Source organism: Phytohabitans houttuyneae (genome assembly GCF_011764425.1).
Lineage (GTDB): Bacteria > Actinomycetota > Actinomycetes > Mycobacteriales > Micromonosporaceae > Phytohabitans > Phytohabitans houttuyneae.
In genome coordinates this window covers 1,532,814-1,552,265 of record NZ_BLPF01000003.1, presented here as the reverse complement: position 1 = coordinate 1,552,265, position 19,452 = coordinate 1,532,814, and the positions used below count along the sequence as shown (strand labels likewise).

Genomic DNA, 19,452 nt, shown 5'->3' with positions numbered 1-19,452 from the left:
TCCATACTTAGGCGCGTGACGCACGAGTTCGAGCTCGGGACGGACGGTCCCGCGGTGCTCGTCGTGGGCGTCGACGGCTCGACCACGTCGATGCGCGCCGGTGCGTACGCGGCCGGCCTGGCCCGCCGCCAGCGCTCCCGCCTCGTCGTCGTGTACGTCTCCCGCCCCGGCGCCTTCGTCGGCCTCGCGCCCGGCGCGGCGGCGGTGGCGCGGCAGGCCGACCACGAGTTCGCCGAGGACCTGCGCCGGCAGGTCGAGGAGGCGGCCGTGTCGACCGGCGTGCGCGCCACCTTCCAGGAGGTCTACGGCGACCCCTACTCAGAACTGGTCCGCGTCGCCACCGAGGTGAACGCCGACGGCGTCATCGTCGGCGCCTCGATGCGCGCCGGCCACCGGTTCGCCGGCTCCCTGGCCATCCGCCTGGTCAAGTCCGGCCGCTGGCCGGTGACGGTAGTCCCCTGACCCCCTATCCCCGGTTGATCAGGGAGTTGGTGGGCGTGTGGGGCGGCGCGTCCGGGCACGCGGTCGCTGATCAACGGGGGGTTGTCCGGCCCGCGGGGAGCGGGAAGGCGCGCCGCCGGCAGGGCGTCCTGCAGGGACTGGGCCAGGCGGCGGACCACCGGCTCCACCTCGGCGCCCTCCACCAGGTCGACCTCGGCCCTGGCCAGTGCGGTCCACACCTGGCGCATCTCCGGGCGCGAGGGCATCGGGTCGCCGGACCGGCACTCGGCGTAGAAGGCGGCCATCACCGCGTCCCGCGCGACCACCTCGTCGAGGGCGCTGCGCAGTGCCGGCGGGCGGGGCTGCAGGTCGTACAGGGCCTGTGCCACGTCGGTACGGGTCAGGTAGTGCGCGGCGAGGTCCTGCGCGATCGTCTTGTTGCGCCCGCGCTTGGTGAGGAAGAACCCGTGCACCGACGTGAACGGCCGCACCGCCGCGTGCCCCTCGTACGCCGGCACCGGCCCCACCGCGAACGACAGCCCCGCGCGGCGGGCGTCGGTGACCACCCGCGAGGCGCAGATGAGGTACGGCGTGCGCCCGGCCTCGAACAGCGCGGTGGCCCGGTCCTTGTCGATCTCCCGGCGCAGCACGCCCGCACCCCGCGCGCCCAGCCCCCGGATGCGCGCGAACGCGGCCACCGTCTCCGGCGCGGTCACGCCTAGCCGCGTCGGGTCGGGCCGGCCGGCCGCGTCCCGCCCGAATAGCCAGCCGCCGGCGGCGAGCAGCAGCGGGTACATGTAGTACGGGTCGCCCTCCGCGCCCACCTGCACGACGAGCGCCTCGTCGGCCCGCCCGGCCGCCCGCAGCGCCTGGCCCGAGGCGAGCAGCTCCTCGAACGTCGCGGGCTGCTCCGGCGCCAGGTCGGTGTTGCGCAGCAGCACGGCGGTGTCGAGGGCGTACGGCACGCCGTACAGCTCGCCGTTCCACGTCATCGCCTCGATCGCCTCGGGCAGGAACGCCTCCCGCCGGCGGTGCGACATGACCAGCGGCTCGATCAGCCCGCGCGCGGCCAGGTCGCCGACCCAGTCGTGCGGGCCGACCACCACGTCCGGCACCTCGTCGCCGTCGCCGCCGTCGACCAGCAGCGCGTGCAGCCGCTCCAGCTGCTCGGTGCGGAAGCGCAGCCGTACCCCGTGGGTGGCGAGGAAGTCCGCGGCGAACCTGCGCAGCGCGTCGGCCCGCCGCTGGTCCGCCCAGATGAGCACCTCGGGCCGCAGCTCGGAGAGGCGGCCGAGCTGGTCGCGGATCCACCGCACGCCGGCCGAGTCGGTGAACGTGACCTCCACCCGGTAGTCGACCGCCCGTGCCCCGTCGGCGATCAGCCCGGTGCCCAGCTCGCTGGGGTGGAAGGCCGGGTCGGCCGACGGCGGCACGATCGGCAGGTCGACGCGCTCGCCGACGTTGGGGTCGTGCACGTCCAGCACGGTGAGGCTGACCTGGTAGACCGGCGTCTCGGAGGCGTTGCGCACGAACGCGCCCCACCGGTCGCGGTCCCAACCCCACCACGCCGACACGAGCGCCGCCTGCGTACGCCGCTGGAACGCCTCCTGCTGCCGCCGGGCGTCGGCCGCCACCCGGTCGCGCTCCGACTCGATGCGGTACACCCGCTGCGCCCCGAGGGCGGCGAGCGCGGCGAACAGCAGCGCCAGGATCGTCGCGATCGAGGAGAGCCAGGTGGGTACGTCACCCCAGTCGGCAGCCAGTGTCACGCCTCGACTGTAGACAGTGGATCAACCGTGGCCGCGGAAGGTGCGGCGGTAGGCGGTCGGCGGTACGCCGATCGAGAGCTGGAACTGCTGGCGCAGCGCGGCCGCCGTGCCGAAGCCGGACTGGCGGGCGACCTGGTCCACGCCCAGGTCCGTGGTCTCCAGCAGCAGGCGGGCACGGTCGAGCCGCTGCTGGAGCAGCCACCGGGCGGGGCTGACGCCGGTCTCCTCGCGGAACCGCCGCGTGAACGTGCGCACGCTCATCCGCGCGTGCCCGGCCAGCCCGCTCAGCGTGAGCGGCTCGTCGAGGCGGGCCAGGGCCCACTCGCGAGTGGGTGCGGTGCCGGCCGCGCCGATCTCCGGGACCGGGCGCTCGGTGTACTGCGCCTGGCCGCCCTCCCGCCACGGCGGCACCACGCACCGGCGGGCCGCGCTGTTGGCGACCTCGGCGCCGTGGTCGCGGCGGATGATGTGCAGGCACAGGTCGATGCCGGCGGCCACGCCGGCCGACGTGAGGATCTCGCCGTCGTCGATGAAGAGCACGTCGGGGTCGAGCTTGACCTTCGGGTACATGACGCGGAACTCGTCCGCGTGCGCCCAGTGGGTGGCGGCCGGCCGGTCGTCGAGCAGCCCCGCGGCGGCCAGCACGAACGATCCCGTGCAGATCGACACGATCCGCGCGCCCCGGCCGTGCGCGGCCCGCAGCGCCTCGCCCACGGCGGGGTCGACGGTGCCGTCGGTGAGCGGTGGGCCGTCGTGGATGCCGGGCACGACCACCGTGTCGGCGGTCGCGGTCAGGTCGAGGCCGTGGTCGGGCACCACCTGGAAGCGGGCGGCGGAGCGGACCGGGCCGCCGGTGGGGGTGCACACGTCCACCGCGTACCGCCGGTCGCCGCGCGCGTCCCGGGCGGCGCCGAGCACCTGGGACGGGGTGCCGAGGTCGAGGCCGACGACGTGGTCGAGGGCGAGGACGGCGACGCGGTGGGCGTTCGGCGCGATGCTCATCGCCCGAGTATATGGCCGAATCTTTGCGCATGATGGCTCGCGGGCCACTCGTCGTTTCGTACCCCTTGATCGAGACTCGGTGCGTGACCCGTCGCCTCCACCCCGCCTGGCTCGCGGCCGGCGTGGCCCTCGTCGCGCTCGTCGGCGCCGCCGGCTTCCGCGCCACCCCGGCCGTGATGCTGCACCCGCTGCACGAGGAGTTCCGCTGGCCGCTCGCCACGATCTCCGCGGCCGTCTCCGTCAACCTGATCCTCTACGGCCTCACCGCCCCGTTCGCGGCGGCGCTGATGGAGAAGTTCGGCATGCGGCGGGTGGTCAGCGGCGCGCTGCTGCTGGTGGCGGCGGGCAGCGGGCTCACCGTGTTCATGAACGCCAGCTGGCAGCTCATCCTCTGCTGGGGCGTGCTGGTCGGCCTCGGCACCGGCTCGATGGCGCTCGCGTTCGTGGCGACGGTCACCGGCCGCTGGTTCGTCAAGCGCCGCGGCCTGGTCACCGGCGTGCTGACCGCCGGGGGAGCGGCCGGGCAGCTCGTCTTCCTGCCGCTGCTGGCAACGGTCGTCGAGAAGAGCGGGTGGCGCACCGCCGCGCTGATCGTGGCGGCCGCCGCGCTCGCCGTGGTACCCCTCGTCGTGTGGCGGCTGCGCGACCACCCGTCCGACCTGGGCGTGTCCGCGTACGGCGCGGCTCCCGACGACCCGCCACCACCCCCGATGACTGGCGGCGCCGCCGCACGGGCACTCGGCGCGTTGCGCGCGGCCGCGAAGACGCGCCCGTTCTGGCTGCTGGCCGGCGGCTTCGCGATCTGCGGCGCCACCACGAACGGCCTTGTCGGCACCCACTTCATCCCCGCCGCCCACGACCACGGCATGTCCGAGACCACGGCGGCGAGCCTGCTCGCGCTGGTCGGCCTCTTCGACATCGCCGGCACGATCGCCTCCGGCTGGCTCACCGACCGGGTCGACAGCCGGGTACTGCTCGGCGCCTACTACGCCCTCCGCGGCGGCTCGCTGCTGGTGCTGCCCACCCTCTTCGCCGAGACGGTGGGCCCGAGCATGCTGGTCTTCATCATCTTCTACGGCCTGGACTGGGTGGCCACGGTCCCACCGACGGTCGCCCTCTGCCGCGAGTACTTCGGCGCCAGCGGCCCGGTCGTCTTCGGCTGGGTCTTCGCCTCACACCAGTTCGGCGCCGCCATCGCCGCGACCGGCGCCGGCCTGGTCCGCGACCAGCTCGGCACGTACGCCCTGGCCTGGTACATCGCCGGCGCCCTCTCCATCGGCGCCGCCGTGCTGTCCCTCCTGCTACGCCGCGGCGGCCGCGCCGTCCCGGTCGCCATCGAACCGCCCGCGCCGAAGATCCCCGTCGGCTGGCGCCTACGCCCCGCTGAGGACTAGCGACCTTTTCGAGGCCGCCCGGGGGTGAGATCTCGGCGGCCTTCAGGAGACCCAACCCAAACCCGATGCGAGCTACCGCGACGCCCGTCGTGGTCCGGACCGTCGCTCCCGCGGCCTCACCCTCCGCGTCGGCCCAGCTCACCCCGCTCCCGCAGATCTCCGGCAGCTCACCTCCAACTCGGGGCGGGGCCGCTGCTCAGGTGGTCCAGGGGCGGAGCTTTTCGGGGTTGCGTACGGCCCAGATGTGGGTGATCCGGGCGCCGGCCACCTCGAAGGCGATCACCGTCGCGGTCGCGCCGTCCAGTTGGGCGACCAGGCCGGGCTGGCCGTTGACGGTGCGCTCCAGCAGCGTCATGTCGCGGATCCTCGGGGCGAGGTCGGCGAAGTAGCGGGCGACCGGCTCGCCGCCCTCGACCGGGTGCAGCATGGCGCTGACCAGGCCGCCGCCGTCGCCGACCGCGAGCACGGCGGGGTCGAGGAGGGCGATGAGGGCCTCGATGTCGCCGGCCTCCCACGCGCGCTTGAAGTCGCGGACCACGGCGGCGCGGCGGGTCGTGGGGGTGGCGGGCGGTTGGGAGACGTCGATGCGGTGGCGGGCCGAGGAGGCCAGCTTGCGGCAGGCGGCCGGGGTGCGGCCGACGATCTCGGCCACCTCGGCGAACGAGTAGCGGAACACGTCGTGCAGGACGAACGCCACCCGCTCGGCCGGCGTCATCGACTCCAGCACCACCAGGAACGCCATGTTGACCGACTCGTCCAGCGTGATGCGGTCGGCCGGGTCGCCGGCGGGGCGGCCGGTCGTCCACTCGGCGCTGTCCGGCAGGGGCTCGGGGATCCACTCGCCGACGTACCGCTCGCGCCGCACCCGGGCCGAGCCGAGCAGGTCCAGGCAGACGCGGCTGGCGACCTTGGTGAGCCAGGCGCCGGGGGACTCGATCGCGTCCTGCTGCTCGCGGGACATCGCGTACCAGCGGGTGTACGTCTCCTGCACCGCGTCCTCGGCGTCGGCGAGCGAGCCGAGCAGGCGGTACGCGAGGTTGATCAGCTGTCGCCGCTCACTCATGATCGCGTCGAGGCCGTCGTCCGGCTCCGGTTGGCTGCCCATGGTCCACACCTCCACCCGGTCCGACGAGACAGCGCGCCGGAGTGTGAGGTGGCCGGCCCGCCCTCACAATACGAGGGCCCGCGTCGTCGGACCGGGCATGGAACCTGTCAACGTCTCGATCATCTACTACAGCGCCACCGGTACCGTGCACGCGCTGGCCCAGGCCGTCGCCGAGGGCGCGGAGAAGGCCGGCGCCCGCGTGCGCCTGCGCAAGGTGCGTGAGCTGGCACCCCAGGAGGTGATCGACACCAACCCCGCATGGGGCCAGCACATCCAGGACAGCGCCGGTGTCACCGAGGTCAGCCACGACGACGTGGCCTGGGCGGACGTGGTGCTGTTCGGCACGCCCGCCCGTTTCGGCAACATGGCCGGCCCGCTCAAGGCGTTCCTCGACACCACCGGCCGGCTGTGGCGGTCCGGGCAGCTCGCCGACAAGGTGTGCTCCGCCTTCGTCGCCAGCAGCACCCTGCACGGCGGGCAGGAGTCGGCGCTGCTCGCGCTCGGCAACGTCTTCTACCACTGGGGCGGCATCATCGTCCCGCCCGGCTACACCGATCCGGTGCAGTTCCGGTCCGGCAACCCGTACGGCACGTCGCACGTCTCCTCCGCCGGCCCGCCGGACGACGTGGCCCTGGACGCGGCCCGCTACCAGGCGCGCCGCGCCGTGGAGACCGCGGCGGCGCTCAAGGCCGGGCGCGAGGCCCTCGCCGCGTCCCGCTGAGCCGAGACACCAACCCCGGGCGCGCCGCTCACCGCTGCGCGGCGCGCCCGATCGGCCGGGCCGGGTTGCCTCCCCACAGCTCGTCGTCCGGGATCACCGTGCCCATCGTCGCGACCGAGTTGGGGGCCAGCACCGCGTGCTCGCCGAGCGTCACGCCGGGCAGCACGACCGAGTGCACGCCGACGACCGCGTACGCCCCGATGCGCACCGGCGCGAACACGACCCGGTCGCCGGTGATCAGGTGGGCGGTCACCACCGAGCCGTGGCCGAGCGTGCTGCGCGGGCCGAAGTCGACAAGCGGCAGGTCCTCGGCGTCACCGCCGAACGCGGCCTGCGCGCCCACCCGGGCGCCGAAGACCGCGTACAGCAACGGCTTGGTGAACACCGTGGTGAACGGGCGCAGCGCCTTGTGCGCCAGGTCGGAGAGGACCGCGCAGAGCTTCCAGTACGTGAACTGGCGCGACACCATCGGGTACTCGCCGACGGGGTAGGGCGAGAACCGCCGGACCATCGCGAGCAGCAGCGCCGTGAACAGGCCGTAGGCGAGCAGGAACGCCGCGGTGCCGAGCAGGACGCGGTACGGGCTGTGCTGCCAGGGACCGTTCGTGGAGACCGCCCACGCCGTGCCGGTGGCCAGGCACAGCAGCACGGTGACGCAGGCTCCACTGAGGACGTAGTCGAGCGGTCCGGTCTTCATCCGTTTGGTCGCTTCCTGGAAGGCGTCGCGGCGCGCACATCGTCGCGGACGGCGCGGGCGGGAGCAACCCCGGCGACCATTGATTCCTACTAAATCTATAGGGTAACGTCCTGACCATGGACGAGGCTCAGTACGACCGGACGCGCCTTGCGCAGTTTCTCGCGGGGGAGGCGCGCGCGGACGGCCTCTCGCGGCGGGGCCTGATGCGGCTGTCGGCGGCGGTTGGCGTCGGCGTCGCCGCGGGAGGCGCGGGTGCGTCGGTGGGGGCGCACCCGCGCGCGCGGCCGACCCGCCGATCCTCAAGCCGCTGCCGGCGGAGCTCTTCACGGTCTTCGGCACCAACGCCGAGACACGGTGGGAGGCGCTGCGCGACACCGGCTACCTGGTACCCGTGGACCGCTTCTTCGTGCGCAACCACACGCTGACGCCGCGCATCGACGCGGACGCCTGGCGGCTGCGGATCTCGGGCAGCGGCCTGCGCGGCGGACCGGTCGAGCTGACCTACCGCGACCTGCGCCACCTGCCGTCGGACACGATCACCGCGGCCGTCGAGTGCGCCGGCAACGGGCGCAGCTTCTTCACCAGCCAGCAGGGCCAGACCGTCTCGGGCACCGCGTGGAAGCTCGGCGCGATCGGCGTGGCCCGCTGGAAGGGTGTGCGCCTGTCCACGGTGCTCAAGCGGGCGGGCCTGCGCCGCGCGGCCGTCGACGTGCAGCCGGTCGGGCTCGACCCGGACTTCGTCACCGGCGGCGTCAACCTCGGCCCGGTGCGCCGCCCGCTGCCGCTGGACAAGGCGCTGCACGACGTGCTCCTCGCCTACGAGATGAACGGTGAGCCGCTCCCGCCCGACCACGGCTTCCCGGTGCGGGTCGTCGTGCCCAACTGGATCGGCATCGCCTCGATCAAGTGGCTGGGGCAGCTGGAGGTCTCCGCCGAGCCGCTCTTCTCGCCGTGGAACACCCAGTTCTACCGACTCTTCGGCCCGGCGTACCCCACCGATGGCGAGCTGGTGAGCCGGCAGACCGTCAAGAGCGCGTTCGAGCTGCCGTGGGAGGCGAGCCTCGCGGCCGGGCGCCAGGTGCTGCGCGGGCGCTCGTGGTCCGGCAACGGGCGCATCCGCCGCGTCGAGGTGAGCACGGACGGCCGCACCTGGCGCCCCGCGCGCCCCATCGGTCACGGGCCGGTGTGGCAGCGCTGGGAGCTTCCGTGGCACCCGGCGCCCGGCGCGTACACGCTGCGGGCGCGCGCCACCGACGTCACCGGCGTCACCCAGCCCGAGACGGTGCCGCACAACACGCTGGGGTACCTGTTCGGTGCGATCGTTCGGCATCCGGTGACCGTCGTGTAGACGTACCGTGATCGGATGAGCGAGGCGTACCGCCGGTGGGCGTGGGTCGCGGTCCTGGTGGTGGGCCTGATTCTGTACCTCGTCGTGCTCCGCACGATGGTCAGCACCAGGAACCCGAACTTCGTGCCCACCACCATCCTGCTCGGCGCGACGGTGGTACCGGCGACGTTCCTGACCTTCGCCGCGGGGCGCTCCGGCAGGTGGCAGGTGCCCGCGTGGCTCCTGGTCGCGGCCGCGTTCTTCGGCGGTGTGGTCGGCGTGATCGTGGCCGGCCAGCTCGAGTACGACGCCCTGCGCGACCTGGGCGCCCTGCCGATGCTCTTCGTCGCGGTGATCGAGGAGTGCGCCAAGCTCATCGTCCCGGCCGTGATCCTCGCCCTGCTGTGGCGCCGCCGGCGCGAGCCGGCCGACGGCCTGGTCATCGGCGTGGCCTGCGGCGCCGGGTTCGCGGCGCTGGAGACGATGGGGTACGCGTTCACCGCCCTGCTCGCCTCCGGCGGCAACATCGGCGCCGTCGAGGAGACGCTCTTCGTCCGCGGGCTGCTGGCGCCCGCCGGGCACACCGCGTGGACGGGCCTCACCGCCGGCGCGCTCTTCGCGCTCGCCGCCAGGCCGTCGGGCCGCCGGGTCTGGATCTTCCTGGGTACCCTGCTCGGCGCGATCGTGCTGCACGCCCTGTGGGACAGCATCGGGGCGGTCCTCGGGTACGTGGTGCTCGGCGTGGTCAGCGTCGGCTGGCTGCTGCTGGAGATGCGCCACTACCGCACGTTCGGCGAGCACCGCGCGCCCGCCAGCGCCGCCCGCCGCCCCGTCGTGGCCTCCTGACCCGCGCTACGGCACCTCGACGGCGAGGCGCTCCGGGCGTGCCTGCCGGATCGGGGTGAGCGTGCCGACCACGGCCACCAGCAGGCACGCCACGCCTGACACGAGGGTGGTGGCCGGCACGCCGTAGGTGGCGGCGGAGGCGGTGAGCACGGCCGCGCCGAGCGGGCCCAGCGCCGAGTGGATCGTCCAGAACGACGACGTGACGCGCCCCAGCATGTGGTCCGGCGTGACCTCCTGGCGCAGCGACATCGAGCAGATGCCGGCGACGCCGATGCCGAACACGACGGTCGTGGCCAGGGCGGCCACCACCGGGACGCTGCGGGTCATGCCGATGCCGGCGATGGCGAGGCCGCAGAGGGCGTACGAGCCGAGCCAGCAGGCGCCGAAGCCCCACGAGCGGCGGGCCGGTGCCACCACGAACGCGGCGAGGATCGTGCCGGCCGCGGCGGTGGCAAGCACGTACCCGACCGTGGTGTCCGGGCGGCTCAGCTCGTGACCCACGTAATACACGATGATGTCGGTCAGTCCCAGCGTCAGGAACGTCAGAAACCACAGCAGCATGGTCAGCGCCCGCAGCACCGGGTGCCGCCACAGGAAGCGGACGCCCACCACGAGGTCGCGCCAGGACATGCCGTCCGGCTGGCGGGGCTCGCCGGCCGGGACGCGCACCCGGAGGCGGACGAAACAGAGCCCGACCGCCGACACGGCGAAGGTGATCGCGTCGACGGCGATCGCGGCCGTCGGGCCGTGCAGGCCGGACAGGACGCCGGCGAGCACCGGGCCGCCCACCGCCGCGGCGGCGTAGGTGGCGGAGAGGCGGGCGTTGGCCTCGGTGATCCGTTCCGGGTTGACCAGGTTGGGGAGGGCGGCCACGTACGTGACCCGGAAGATCATCGCGAACCCGGCGCCGAGCGGGACGATCGCGTACAGGATCCAGATCTGCGGCGAGAAGATCCAGAGGATCGGGATCAGCGCGTACAGGGCGGCGCGCGCGACGTCGCAGACGATCAGCAACAGGCGCCGGTCGACCCGGTCGGCGAGCGCACCGGCGAACACGCCGGTGAGGATCGTGGCGGCAGCGGCGAGGCCGGTGAGCAGACCCATCTGCGATACCGAGCCGGTGCCGCGCAGCACAAGGAGAGGAATCGCCACATAGGAGAACGAGTCGCCCGCGACGGACAGCGTCTGCACCACCCAGAACAGCGTGAAGTCGCGGTCTCGCCACAGCGACGCGGAGACCATGGCGTATTGGATCACTCACAGCACGTGTTCGTCAGTATCGATGAGCGTTAACATCCTCACATTGACGTGCGTACGGTATGTTTTGCGTGTATGAGAGCGATCTTCGCCGTGATCCCCGCCATTGTTCTCGCCGTCACCGCCACCCCCGCCCACGCGGCCGGCCGACCCTCGTGGCAGCTCGCCGAATCCGGCTCCACCGCGCGCCTGCGGGGCCTCGACGTGGTCAGCGCGAAGGTGGCGTGGGCCAGCGGTTCGGGCGGCACCGTGCTGCGCACCGTCGACGGTGGACGCACCTGGCGCTCCGTGGGCCCGCCGGACACCGCCGACCTGCAGTTCCGCGACATCGAGGCGTTCAGCGCCGACCGCGCGGTCGCCCTCTCGATCGGCGAGGGCGAGGCCTCCCGCGTGTACGCGACCGGCGACGGCGGCCGCACCTGGACCGAGACGTTCCGCAACGACGAGCCGCGCGCGTTCTACGACTGCATGGCGTTCTTCGACCACCGCCGGGGCCTCGCGCTGTCCGACCCGGTCGACGGGAGGTTCCGGATCGCGTCCACCGTGGACGGTGGGCGCTCGTGGAGGGTGCTGCCGGCCGACCGCATGCCCGACGCGCTCGCCGGCGAGTTCGCGTTCGCGGCGAGCGGCACGTGCCTGGTGACCGCCGGGCCGGGGCCGTGGGCGTGGTTCGGGACCGGGGGTGGCGCGACGGCGCGGGTCTTCGCCACCGCCGACTACGGCCGCGGCTGGAGGGTCACCGACTCGCCGCTGCCCAGCGGGGCGTCGGCGGGCATCTACTCCCTCGCGTTCCGCGACCCGTGGCACGGCATCGCGGTGGGCGGCGACTTCGCCGCGCCCACGGCCGCGCCGGACGGTGCCGCGACCACGCGCGACGGCGGCCGCGGCTGGCAGGTCGCGCGCACGGTGCCGGGGGAGTACCGCTCCGGCTCGGCGTGGGTCCCCTGGCGCTGGAACACCGCGCTCGCGGTCGGCCCGACCGGCAGCGACGTCTCGCGGGACGGCGGCCGCACGTGGACCCGCTTCGACACGGGCAGTTTCGACGCCGTGGACTGCGCTTTCGACGGCACGTGCTGGGCGTCGGGGGAGCAGGGGCGGCTGGCCAGGTTGCGCCACTTGTAACTGGTTTGTCACAGTCGCCGTCCGGCGCGGCGGTCGCTCGATGGCTCGTACCAATGATGGTATTTCGGGGTGAATCGCGCATCGTGGCGCGTCCGCGGCGGCGCGGCACTGGCCGTGCTGCTCGCGGGCGTCGCGGGTCTTGTCCTGGTCCGTCCCGGGGTCGCGGCGGCGCCGTCGCGGCCCAACATCCTGCTGCTCGTCCTCGACGACGCGCGCACCGGCGCGACCGGCGTGATGTCCAAGACGGAGGACTGGCTGCGGCGCGGCGGCACCTATCTGCCCAACACGGTCGCCACCACGCCGAGCTGCTGCCCCAGCCGCGCCTCGCTGCTCAGCGGCCGCTTCACGCACAACCACGGGGTCAACCAGCAGGACGCGATCGGCCGCTACGACCACGAGCGCACGCTGCAGCACGACCTCAAGGCCGCCGGCTACGGGACCGCCGCGGTGGGCAAGCTCTTCAACCGCTGGCCGCTGGCGCAACGGCCGCCGGGCTTCGACCGCTGGGCGCTGACCCATGGGGGGTACGACGGCGCGTGGTTCGGCGTCGAGGGCAAGAGCCGGCGGGTGGGGTACTCGACGACGTTCATCGGTGAGCAGGTCAACCGGTACCTGGATGATTTCGAGGCCGATGACACGCGACCGTGGTTCATGTACGCGGGCTTCACCGCGCCGCACTCGCCCTACACGCCGGAGGACAAGTACGCGGGGCGCGAGTTTCCGTGGGACGGCAACCCCGCGACCCGGGAGACCGACCGGCGGGACAAGCCGTCGTGGGTGCGCAAGTACTCGATCAGCTTCGAGGAGGGCACCGCCACGCGGGCGGCCCAGCTGCGCACGTTGCTGTCGGTGGACGATGCGGTGGAGTCGGTGCGGCAGCACCTGTCCGCGCGCGGCGAGCTCGACAACACGCTGGTCATGCTGGTCTCGGACAACGGCAAGGCGTGGGGCGAGCACGGGCTGCCGAGCAAGTTCACGCCGTACCGCGAGTCGGTCAACGTGCCCGTGTACCTGTGGTGGCCCGGCCACGTCCCGGCCCGCGAGGACACCCGGCTCGCCGCCCTCGTCGACGTCGCGCCGACACTGCTCGCGGCCGCCGGCCTGCGCCCGAGCTACGAGCTGGACGGCCGGTCGCTGCTCGGCCCGGCGCGGGAGCGGGTGCTGCTGGAGTACTGGCGCGACAAGGCGAACGGCAGCTTCCCGACCTGGGCGTCACTGCTGTCGTGGGGCCGCTACCAGTACACCGAGTACTTCGACGGCGAGGGGCGGCGCACGGAGCGCGAGTACTACGACCTCGCCGCCGACCCGTGGCAGCTGACCAACCTGCTCGGCGACCGCGACCCAGCGAACGACCCGGCGCTCACTCCGCTGGCGGACGCGCTGGCCGCGCAGCGGCGGTGCGCCGGGTCGGGCTGCTTCTAGGGTTGGCCTTTTGGGTTTTCGGCTGGCCTTTGTTCTGGCCGGCTTGCTCCGGTCGGCCTGTTCTGGCCGGCCCCGGTCGGCCTGTTCTGGTCGGCCCTGGTCGGCCTGTTCTGGTCGGCTTGTTCTGGTCGGCCTGTTCTGGTCGGCTCTTTGTTTCAGAGGAAGCTGATTGGCGGAGGTTCGTTGCCGGGGCGCCATTTGATGCCGCAGCCCGAACTCGGCACGTGCGGCTCCGGCACGGACTCGCCGCGCAACACCGCGTCGGCGGCGGCGCGCAGCAGGTTGCCGGTCACCGGGACATCGTTCTTCGGGCGAGCCTCGTCGAACGCGCCGCGGTAGACCAACCGCCGCTGCCCGTCGTAGAGGAAGAAGTCGGGCGTGCACGCGGCGCTGTACGCCTTCGCCACGTCCTGCGCGCTGTCCACCAGATAGGGGAACGTGAACCCGGCCCGCTCCACCTGCCCGGCGAGGCCCGGCACGTCGTCGTCGGGGTAGTTCACGACGTCGTTGCTGCTGATGCCGATGGTGGCGAGCCCCTTGCCGACGTACTCCGCGGCGAAGGCGCCGAGCGCCGACTCGACGTGCCGCACGTACGGGCAGTGGTTGCTGAGGAAGACGACGAGCAGCGCCGGCGCGGACACGTCGGCGAGCTTCACCTCCCGCCCATCCACGGACGGCAGGGCAAAGTCCGGCGCGGGCGTGCCCAGCGGCACGAGAAACGACGAAACGGCCATGCGTCGAAGCCTAGCCGGACGGTGGGAGATGCGCCGTCGCGCCCTAGCCCCGTCTTTGTGGCTGCCCCGCCCGGGGCCCGTGGACACCGCCCGCCAGGGTGAGCCCGTGCTGGGTGCGTGCGTGCCCGTGCTGCGCGCGTTGTTCTGCCGCGGCGTTTTCCGTGGTGGGTGCGTTGTCGTGATTGCGCGCGTCCCCATGCTGGGTGCGCGCCCATGTTGGGGTGCGCGCCTGTGCTGGTTGCGTCCCTGTGCTGGGGCTTTGTGTCTGTGATGCGTGCTGGGGCGTTTCCGTGGGGGTGCGTTGTCCTGTTGCGCGTGCCCCCGTGCTGGGTGCGTGCCCGTGTGGGGTGCGTTGCCGTGCGGCACCTTGCCGTGCTGGGCGCGTGAGCTGGCTCGGTGTGCGCACGCCGGTGCTGCCTGCCCTCCTGGTGGCCGGGGTCGTTGAGCCGTGCGGCCCGCGGCCTCAGGCGCCCGGCCGGACCAGGCCCGTCTCGTAGGCGAGGATGACCGCCTGGACGCGGTCGCGCAGGTCGAGCTTGGCCAGGATGCGCTTCACGTGGGTCTTGACCGTCGACTCCTCGACGACCAGCGACCTCGCTATCTCCGCATTGGACAGTCCACGCGCGACGAGCTCCAGCACGTCACGCTCCCGCGGCGTGAGGTCGCGCAGCCGGCGGCCGGCCGCCGGGTCCGCCTGCGGCTGGCGCGCCATGCGGTCGATCACCGTCCGGGTTACCGACGGCGACAGCAGCGACTCGCCACCCGCGATCGTGTGGATCGCCTCGATGAGCTGCTCAGGCCGGGTGCGCTTGAGCAGGAAGCCGGACGCGCCGGCGCTCAGCGCGCCGAATACGTAGTCGTCGTCCTCGAACGTCGTCAACATCAGAATCCGCGTCTCCGGCGCCGCCCCGAGCAGCTCCCGCGTGGCGGCGATGCCGTCGAGCCGCGGCATGCGCACGTCCATCAGCACGACGTCGGGGCAGAGGCGGCGGGCACCGTCGACCGCGGCCCGCCCGTCGGCCGCCTCCCCGACCACATCGATCGCCTCGTCACTGGAGAGGACCGCCCGCAGCCCGGCCCGCATGAGATCGTCGTCGTCGACAAGCAGTACCCGGATCATGCCGCCGCGCGCCCCTTCGGCCTTGCACCCCTGTGCCAGCGCCCGTGCCTTTGCCGGCGGTCGTGCACTTCCCGGCCGTCGTGGTCTTCCCGGCGGTTCAGCTCTTGCTTGCGGTCGTGCCTTTCCTGATGCTCGTGCCTTTGCTGGTGGTCCTGCATTCGCAGGCGGGCGCGCCTTGCTCGCGCCTCGGCTGGCCGGTTCGGGCCCGCTGGGGTGTGCCGCCCGGGCCTGCCCGCGGTCATGCCGGCTGCCCGTGCGGCAGGTGGGCGTGCAGCCGGAAGACGCCGCGCTCCACCGCGGCGTCCAGCGTCCCGCCCAGCAGGGTGGCCCGCTCGCGCATCCCGACGATCCCGTGGCCGCCGCCGGTGACCGCGGTGGTGCCAGCCGCCGGGGTGGTGCCCGCGGTCGGGTTGGTGACCGTGATGTCGACGGCACCCGGCGCGAACCGCACCGCCACGTCCGCACTGCCCCGACCGTGGCGCGCCGCGTTGGTCAGGGCCTCCTGCAGGATCCGGTAAGCCGCCCAGGCCACGCCGTGCGGCAGCGTCCGGCCCGGCGGCGGGATCACCGCGGCGATGGCCAGCCCGCTGGCGCGGTGCCGCTCGACCAGCTCCGCCAGCGCGGTCGGATCGGCGGGCGCGGGCGGCACCGGACCGTCATCGCGCAGCGCCCGCACCAGGCGGTCGATCTCGCCGATCGTGCCGCGGGCCACGTCCTCGATGGCGGTGATCGCGCGCCGCGAGCCCGCCGGGTCGCGCTCGTGCAGCAGGCGGGCGGCGCCGGCTTGGACGAGGATCACGTTGATCGCGTGGCCGGCGGAGTCGTGCAGCTCGCGGGCGATCCGCGTGCGCTCCTCGGCGACCGCCAGCCGCCGCTCCCGCTCGGCGTCCCGCCCGGCGCGGCGGGCCTGCTCCTCCAGCTCGGCCATCCGCTCCCGGCGCATCCGGGCCTGCTCCTCCAGCTCGGCCATCCGCTCCCGGCGCATCCGGGCCCGGTCGCCGGCCAGGTAGAGCGTGGCCGCGACCAGGGCGACGCCGAGCAGCTCGGGCACCAGGATCTCGCCGACGTCCTCGCCGCGCAGCAGGTAGGCAAAGCCCAGCAGCGGCGCGAACGCGAGCGCCACCTGCAGCGCGAGCCGCCGGTGCCACGGCCGCGGGTCGCCGCCGTAGGCCATGCCGAGCGTGTAGATGGCGATGCCCGGACCGATAGGCAGGTCGAACGGATACCCGAACCGGTACAGCACGGCGCTCGCCGCGAACGTCACCACGCACACGACCATCGGCGCCCGCGCCCGGAACACGAGCGGCAGGGCCGTCATCGCCGTCACCAGCACGCCGATGCCGTCGAGGTGGTGCACGCTGGCGTCGGGCGTGCCGAACCCGTCGGCCGCGAGGACGCCGAGCGACAGCACGAACGCGAGCACGGCGAGGCCCGCGTCGACGGTCGTGCTGCGGCGGATCACGGTTCCGAGCGTAAGCCAGCCGGGTGCCTCACCGGATCGCCCCGCGGGAGCACGCCGTGTACCCCCACGGGGGGACGGACGGTTCGCCCCGCGGCGCGACGCGGCGAAGCGCCCACCGTCCCTAGCGTTGCCGCATGCCCGTTTCCGCACCGTCCCGCCCCACCACACGCACATCGCGCCTCGCCCGCCTCGCCGGCTGGTCGCAGCGGCACCGCTGGTGGGCCCTCGTCCTGTGGGTGCTGACCCTCGCCGCTGTCACGGTCGGCTCGCAGGCGGTCGGCAGTGCGTACCACAACGACTTCTCGCTGCCCGGCACGGATTCGCAGCGGGCGGTCGACGCCCTCCGCGAGCACGCCCCGGTCCGGGCCGGTGACACGGTCCAGATCGTGGTGCAGGACCCGGGCGGCGTGAGCGCACCCGGCACGCGGGAGCGGGTCGAGGCGATGCTCGACCGGGTGCGGCCCCTGCCGTACGTCGCCGATGTCCAGAGCCCGTTCGGAGGGCCGGGGGCCGTGTCGGCGGACGGCACGATCGCGTACGCGACGGTCACGCTCGACGGGCATGCGCAGGACGTTCCGCTCGAGGACGTCCGCACGATCATCGACACGGCGCAGGCGGCCGAGGGCGACGGGCTGCGGGTCGAGCTGGGCGGCGACGCCGTGCGCGGCGCCGAGGAGAGCGAGGGCGGCGCGGCGGAGGGCATCGGCCTGCTCGCCGCGCTGGTGATCCTCGTGCTGCTTTTCGGCTCCCTGCTCGCGGCGAGCCTTCCGATCGTCATCGCGGTGTTCGCGGTCGGCAGCTCGATCGGGCTGGTGGTGCTCGCCTCGCACCTGGCGACCATCGCCGACTTCACGCCGCCGCTGATGATCCTCGTCGGCCTCGGCGTGGGCATCGACTACGCCCTGCTGGTCTTCTCGCGGTACCGGGCGGAGCTGATCGCCGGCCTCCGGGACGGCGAGGACGCCGGGCCGGACCGTGCGGCGGCCGTCCGGGTGGCGCTGGACACGGCCGGCCGCACCGTGTTCTTCGCCGGCTGCACGGTGATCATCGCGCTGATGGGGCTCGTCGCGCTCGGCCTCGGCTCGCTGCAGGGCGTGGCCGTCGCCGTCGCCGTCACCGTGCTCGTCACGATGATCGCCTCGTTGACGCTGCTCCCGGCGCTGCTGGCCATCTTCGGCCGCCGCATCGAGCGGGGCGTGCGCCGCCGCGCCGGCAAGGCACGCCGTCCCGAAGGCGACCGGTGGCGGCGCTGGGCGGCCGGGGTGCAGCGCCGTCCGTGGACCGCCGCGCTGGTGTCGGTGGCCGCGCTGCTGGCGATCACCGCACCCGCGCTCGGCATCCGCCTCGGTTTCGCCGACGCCGGCAACGACGCGCCGTCCACGACCAGCCGCCAGGCGTACGACCTGCTGGCCGAGGGCTTCGGCCCGGGGTTCAACGGCCCGCTCGTCGTGGTGGTCGAGGGCGACCTGTCGGCCGCGGCAGCCGCCGCGCAGGCTCTGAAGCGCGTGCCCGGCGTGGCCGAGACCGTCGCGCCCCCACCCTCCGGCGACGTCGCGACGCTCATCGTCTTCCCCTCGTCGAAGCCGCAGGACGCGCAGACCCACGACCTCGTGGAGCGCCTGCGCGACGAGGTGCTGCCGCCGCTGTCCCGGGAGACCGGCGCCACCTTCCTGGTGGGCGGCAGTGTGGCAGCGGCCGAAGACTTCGCCGACGCGGTCGCGGGGCGCCTGCCGCTCTTCGTGGCGGTCGTGGTGGGGCTGTCCGCGCTGCTGCTGATGGCCGTGTTCCGCTCGCTGCTGATCCCGATCAAGGCCGCGGTGCTCAACCTGCTCAGCGTCGGCGCCTCGATGGGCGTGATCACGCTGGTCTTCCAGCACGGCCTGTTCGGCGCCCAGCCCGGCCCGATCGAGGCCTACGTGCCCGTCATGATCTTCGCGATCGTGTTCGGCCTGTCGATGGACTACGAGGTGTTCCTGCTGTCCCGCATGCACGAGGAGTGGGAGCACCACCACGACGCCCCGGCGGCCGTCCGCGAGGGCCTGGCCACGACCGGCCGCGTGGTCACCGCGGCCGCAGCCATCATGGTGGTGGTGTTCGGGGCGTTCCTGCTGAGCCCCGACCGGATGCTGCAGCAGTTCGGCCTCGGCCTCGCGGTCGCGGTCCTCCTCGACGCGGTCGTGATCCGCTGCCTGGTGCTGCCCGCGGTGATGCAGCTGCTCGGCGCCCGCGCCTGGTGGCTCCCACGCCCGCTCGCCCGCATCCTGCCCCGCCTCGCCATCGAGCGCCCGACGAACGGCTGACCGGTGGAGACCCGCGCCCGACGAGGGGCTGACCGCGGAGACCGTGCACGACGGGCACCCCGACACGCGGCTCACGGTGGAGACCCGCGCACGATGGGGCACCCCGACGAGCGGCTGACCGGTGGAGACCTGCGCGCGATGGAGCACCCCGACGAGCGGCTCACCGTGGAGGCCCGCCGGCCGGGGAGAGCACGGCCCGCCCGGGACCGGCACCAGGCGCCAGCGCGGAGCCGGCGGCGAGACCCCATAATGGACGGATGCTGAGGTGGGAGTACGCCCTGCTGGTCCGCCGCCGCGAGGCGTCAGGGCCGTCGGATTGGCGCATGTCGTATACGTGGTACTCGCCGGACGGCACCCGGCAGGACGTGTCCGCGCTGGGCGACACCGCGATCTCTCACCTGAACCGGGCCGGTGCCCGCGGCTGGGAGCTGGTGTCGACCGAAGAGGACGTCAACAACCTCGAAGGGACCACGGAGGTCCACCGCTACTACCTGAAGCGACCACTGCCGGAGGGCGACCCTGTCCCTTAGCATCCGGCCCGCCCGCGGTCCGACCCGCGACCGTCAGACCCGCCCGCCATGCCAGGCTCGTCCGAGATCCAGCCCGCCACGGCCAGGCCCGACAGGCCAGCCACGGCAAGGGCCAGACCAGCCCGCCAGGGCAAGGCGCGGACCGTCCATGGTCCAGCCCGCCACGAGCCGGGCCGGGAAAAAGGGGCCGGGACGGAAGGGAC

16 protein-coding genes and 1 pseudogene are annotated in these 19,452 nt (G+C 73.6%); 9 read left to right on the top strand and 8 right to left on the bottom strand.

What is annotated here, in order from left to right; translation table 11 throughout:
• Positions 1–15 precede the first annotated feature (15 nt).
• On the top strand, positions 16–462 hold the full coding sequence (locus Phou_RS42035; RefSeq protein WP_246274374.1) for a universal stress protein: 447 nt from the start codon (positions 16–18) through the stop codon (positions 460–462).
• Positions 463–761: 299 nt separating this feature from the next.
• Here the strand turns inward: Phou_RS42035 and Phou_RS53915 are convergent.
• Together Phou_RS53915 and Phou_RS42030 are read right to left on the bottom strand one after the other, a co-directional pair.
• A pseudogene (locus tag Phou_RS53915) lies at positions 762–1,706 on the bottom strand (sugar ABC transporter substrate-binding protein); the annotation flags it as partial.
• A 525-nt stretch (positions 1,707–2,231) separates the two neighbouring features.
• Positions 2,232–3,212 carry a GlxA family transcriptional regulator gene (locus Phou_RS42030; protein ID WP_173068557.1) on the bottom strand — a complete coding sequence of 327 codons (981 nt, stop codon included), beginning with the start codon at positions 3,210–3,212 and terminating at the stop codon, positions 2,232–2,234.
• An 83-nt stretch (positions 3,213–3,295) separates the two neighbouring features.
• Here Phou_RS42030 and Phou_RS42025 point away from each other — a divergent pair, with 83 nt between their 5' ends.
• Positions 3,296–4,606: an MFS transporter gene (locus tag Phou_RS42025; RefSeq protein ID WP_246274372.1), complete on the top strand. Its 1,311-nt coding sequence runs from the start codon at positions 3,296–3,298 to the stop codon at positions 4,604–4,606.
• Positions 4,607–4,802: 196 nt separating this feature from the next.
• Here the strand turns inward: Phou_RS42025 and sigJ are convergent, their stop codons facing one another.
• Positions 4,803–5,711, bottom strand: a complete 909-nt coding sequence (gene sigJ, locus Phou_RS42020) for an RNA polymerase sigma factor SigJ (protein ID WP_173068554.1) — start codon at positions 5,709–5,711, stop codon at positions 4,803–4,805.
• Positions 5,712–5,808: 97 nt separating this feature from the next.
• On the opposite strand from sigJ, the gene wrbA reads away from it, so the two are divergent.
• Positions 5,809–6,432 (top strand): NAD(P)H:quinone oxidoreductase, encoded by a 624-nt coding sequence (gene wrbA, locus Phou_RS42015; protein ID WP_173068551.1) that lies wholly within the window; start codon positions 5,809–5,811, stop codon positions 6,430–6,432.
• A 28-nt stretch (positions 6,433–6,460) separates the two neighbouring features.
• On the opposite strand, the gene Phou_RS42010 is transcribed toward wrbA, so the two are convergent.
• Positions 6,461–7,129: an acyltransferase gene (locus Phou_RS42010; protein ID WP_173068549.1), complete on the bottom strand. Its 669-nt coding sequence runs from the start codon at positions 7,127–7,129 to the stop codon at positions 6,461–6,463.
• A 391-nt stretch (positions 7,130–7,520) separates the two neighbouring features.
• Here Phou_RS42010 and Phou_RS42005 point away from each other — a divergent pair, with 391 nt between their 5' ends.
• Together Phou_RS42005 and Phou_RS42000 are read left to right on the top strand one after the other, a co-directional pair.
• Entirely contained in the window at positions 7,521–8,477 is a 957-nt protein-coding gene (locus tag Phou_RS42005) for a sulfite oxidase (RefSeq protein WP_246274370.1), read from the top strand.
• Positions 8,478–8,492: 15 nt separating this feature from the next.
• On the top strand, positions 8,493–9,302 hold the full coding sequence (locus Phou_RS42000; protein ID WP_173068546.1) for a PrsW family intramembrane metalloprotease: 810 nt from the start codon (positions 8,493–8,495) through the stop codon (positions 9,300–9,302).
• A gap of 6 nt (positions 9,303–9,308) precedes the next feature.
• Here the strand turns inward: Phou_RS42000 and Phou_RS41995 are convergent, their stop codons facing one another.
• On the bottom strand, positions 9,309–10,559 hold the full coding sequence (locus Phou_RS41995) for an MFS transporter (protein ID WP_246274368.1): 1,251 nt from the start codon (positions 10,557–10,559) through the stop codon (positions 9,309–9,311).
• Between the two features lie 75 nt (positions 10,560–10,634).
• Here Phou_RS41995 and Phou_RS41990 point away from each other — a divergent pair, with 75 nt between their 5' ends.
• A complete protein-coding gene (locus Phou_RS41990) occupies positions 10,635–11,681 on the top strand; it encodes a beta propeller repeat protein (protein ID WP_173068543.1) in 1,047 nt (348 codons plus the stop codon).
• Positions 11,682–11,750: 69 nt separating this feature from the next.
• Positions 11,751–13,103 carry a sulfatase family protein gene (locus Phou_RS41985; protein ID WP_173068540.1) on the top strand — a complete coding sequence of 451 codons (1,353 nt, stop codon included), beginning with the start codon at positions 11,751–11,753 and terminating at the stop codon, positions 13,101–13,103.
• A gap of 155 nt (positions 13,104–13,258) precedes the next feature.
• On the opposite strand, the gene Phou_RS41980 is transcribed toward Phou_RS41985, so the two are convergent.
• The 3 genes from Phou_RS41980 to Phou_RS41970 all read right to left on the bottom strand — a co-directional run bounded on the left by Phou_RS41980 (position 13,259) and on the right by Phou_RS41970 (position 16,419).
• On the bottom strand, positions 13,259–13,837 hold the full coding sequence (locus Phou_RS41980) for a thioredoxin family protein (RefSeq protein ID WP_173068537.1): 579 nt from the start codon (positions 13,835–13,837) through the stop codon (positions 13,259–13,261).
• 463 nt (positions 13,838–14,300) lie between these two features.
• The gene (locus Phou_RS41975) at positions 14,301–14,957 is read right to left on the bottom strand and encodes a response regulator (RefSeq protein ID WP_173068534.1); all 657 of its coding nucleotides are present in this window, start codon (positions 14,955–14,957) and stop codon (positions 14,301–14,303) included.
• A gap of 238 nt (positions 14,958–15,195) precedes the next feature.
• On the bottom strand, positions 15,196–16,419 hold the full coding sequence (locus tag Phou_RS41970; RefSeq protein WP_173068531.1) for a sensor histidine kinase: 1,224 nt from the start codon (positions 16,417–16,419) through the stop codon (positions 15,196–15,198).
• 134 nt (positions 16,420–16,553) lie between these two features.
• Here Phou_RS41970 and Phou_RS41965 point away from each other — a divergent pair, with 134 nt between their 5' ends.
• Both Phou_RS41965 and Phou_RS41960 read left to right on the top strand, forming a co-directional pair.
• Positions 16,554–18,719: an MMPL family transporter gene (locus tag Phou_RS41965; protein ID WP_173068528.1), complete on the top strand. Its 2,166-nt coding sequence runs from the start codon at positions 16,554–16,556 to the stop codon at positions 18,717–18,719.
• A 257-nt stretch (positions 18,720–18,976) separates the two neighbouring features.
• Positions 18,977–19,249 carry a hypothetical protein gene (locus Phou_RS41960; RefSeq protein WP_173068525.1) on the top strand — a complete coding sequence of 91 codons (273 nt, stop codon included), beginning with the start codon at positions 18,977–18,979 and terminating at the stop codon, positions 19,247–19,249.
• Positions 19,250–19,452: the final 203 nt, after the last annotated feature.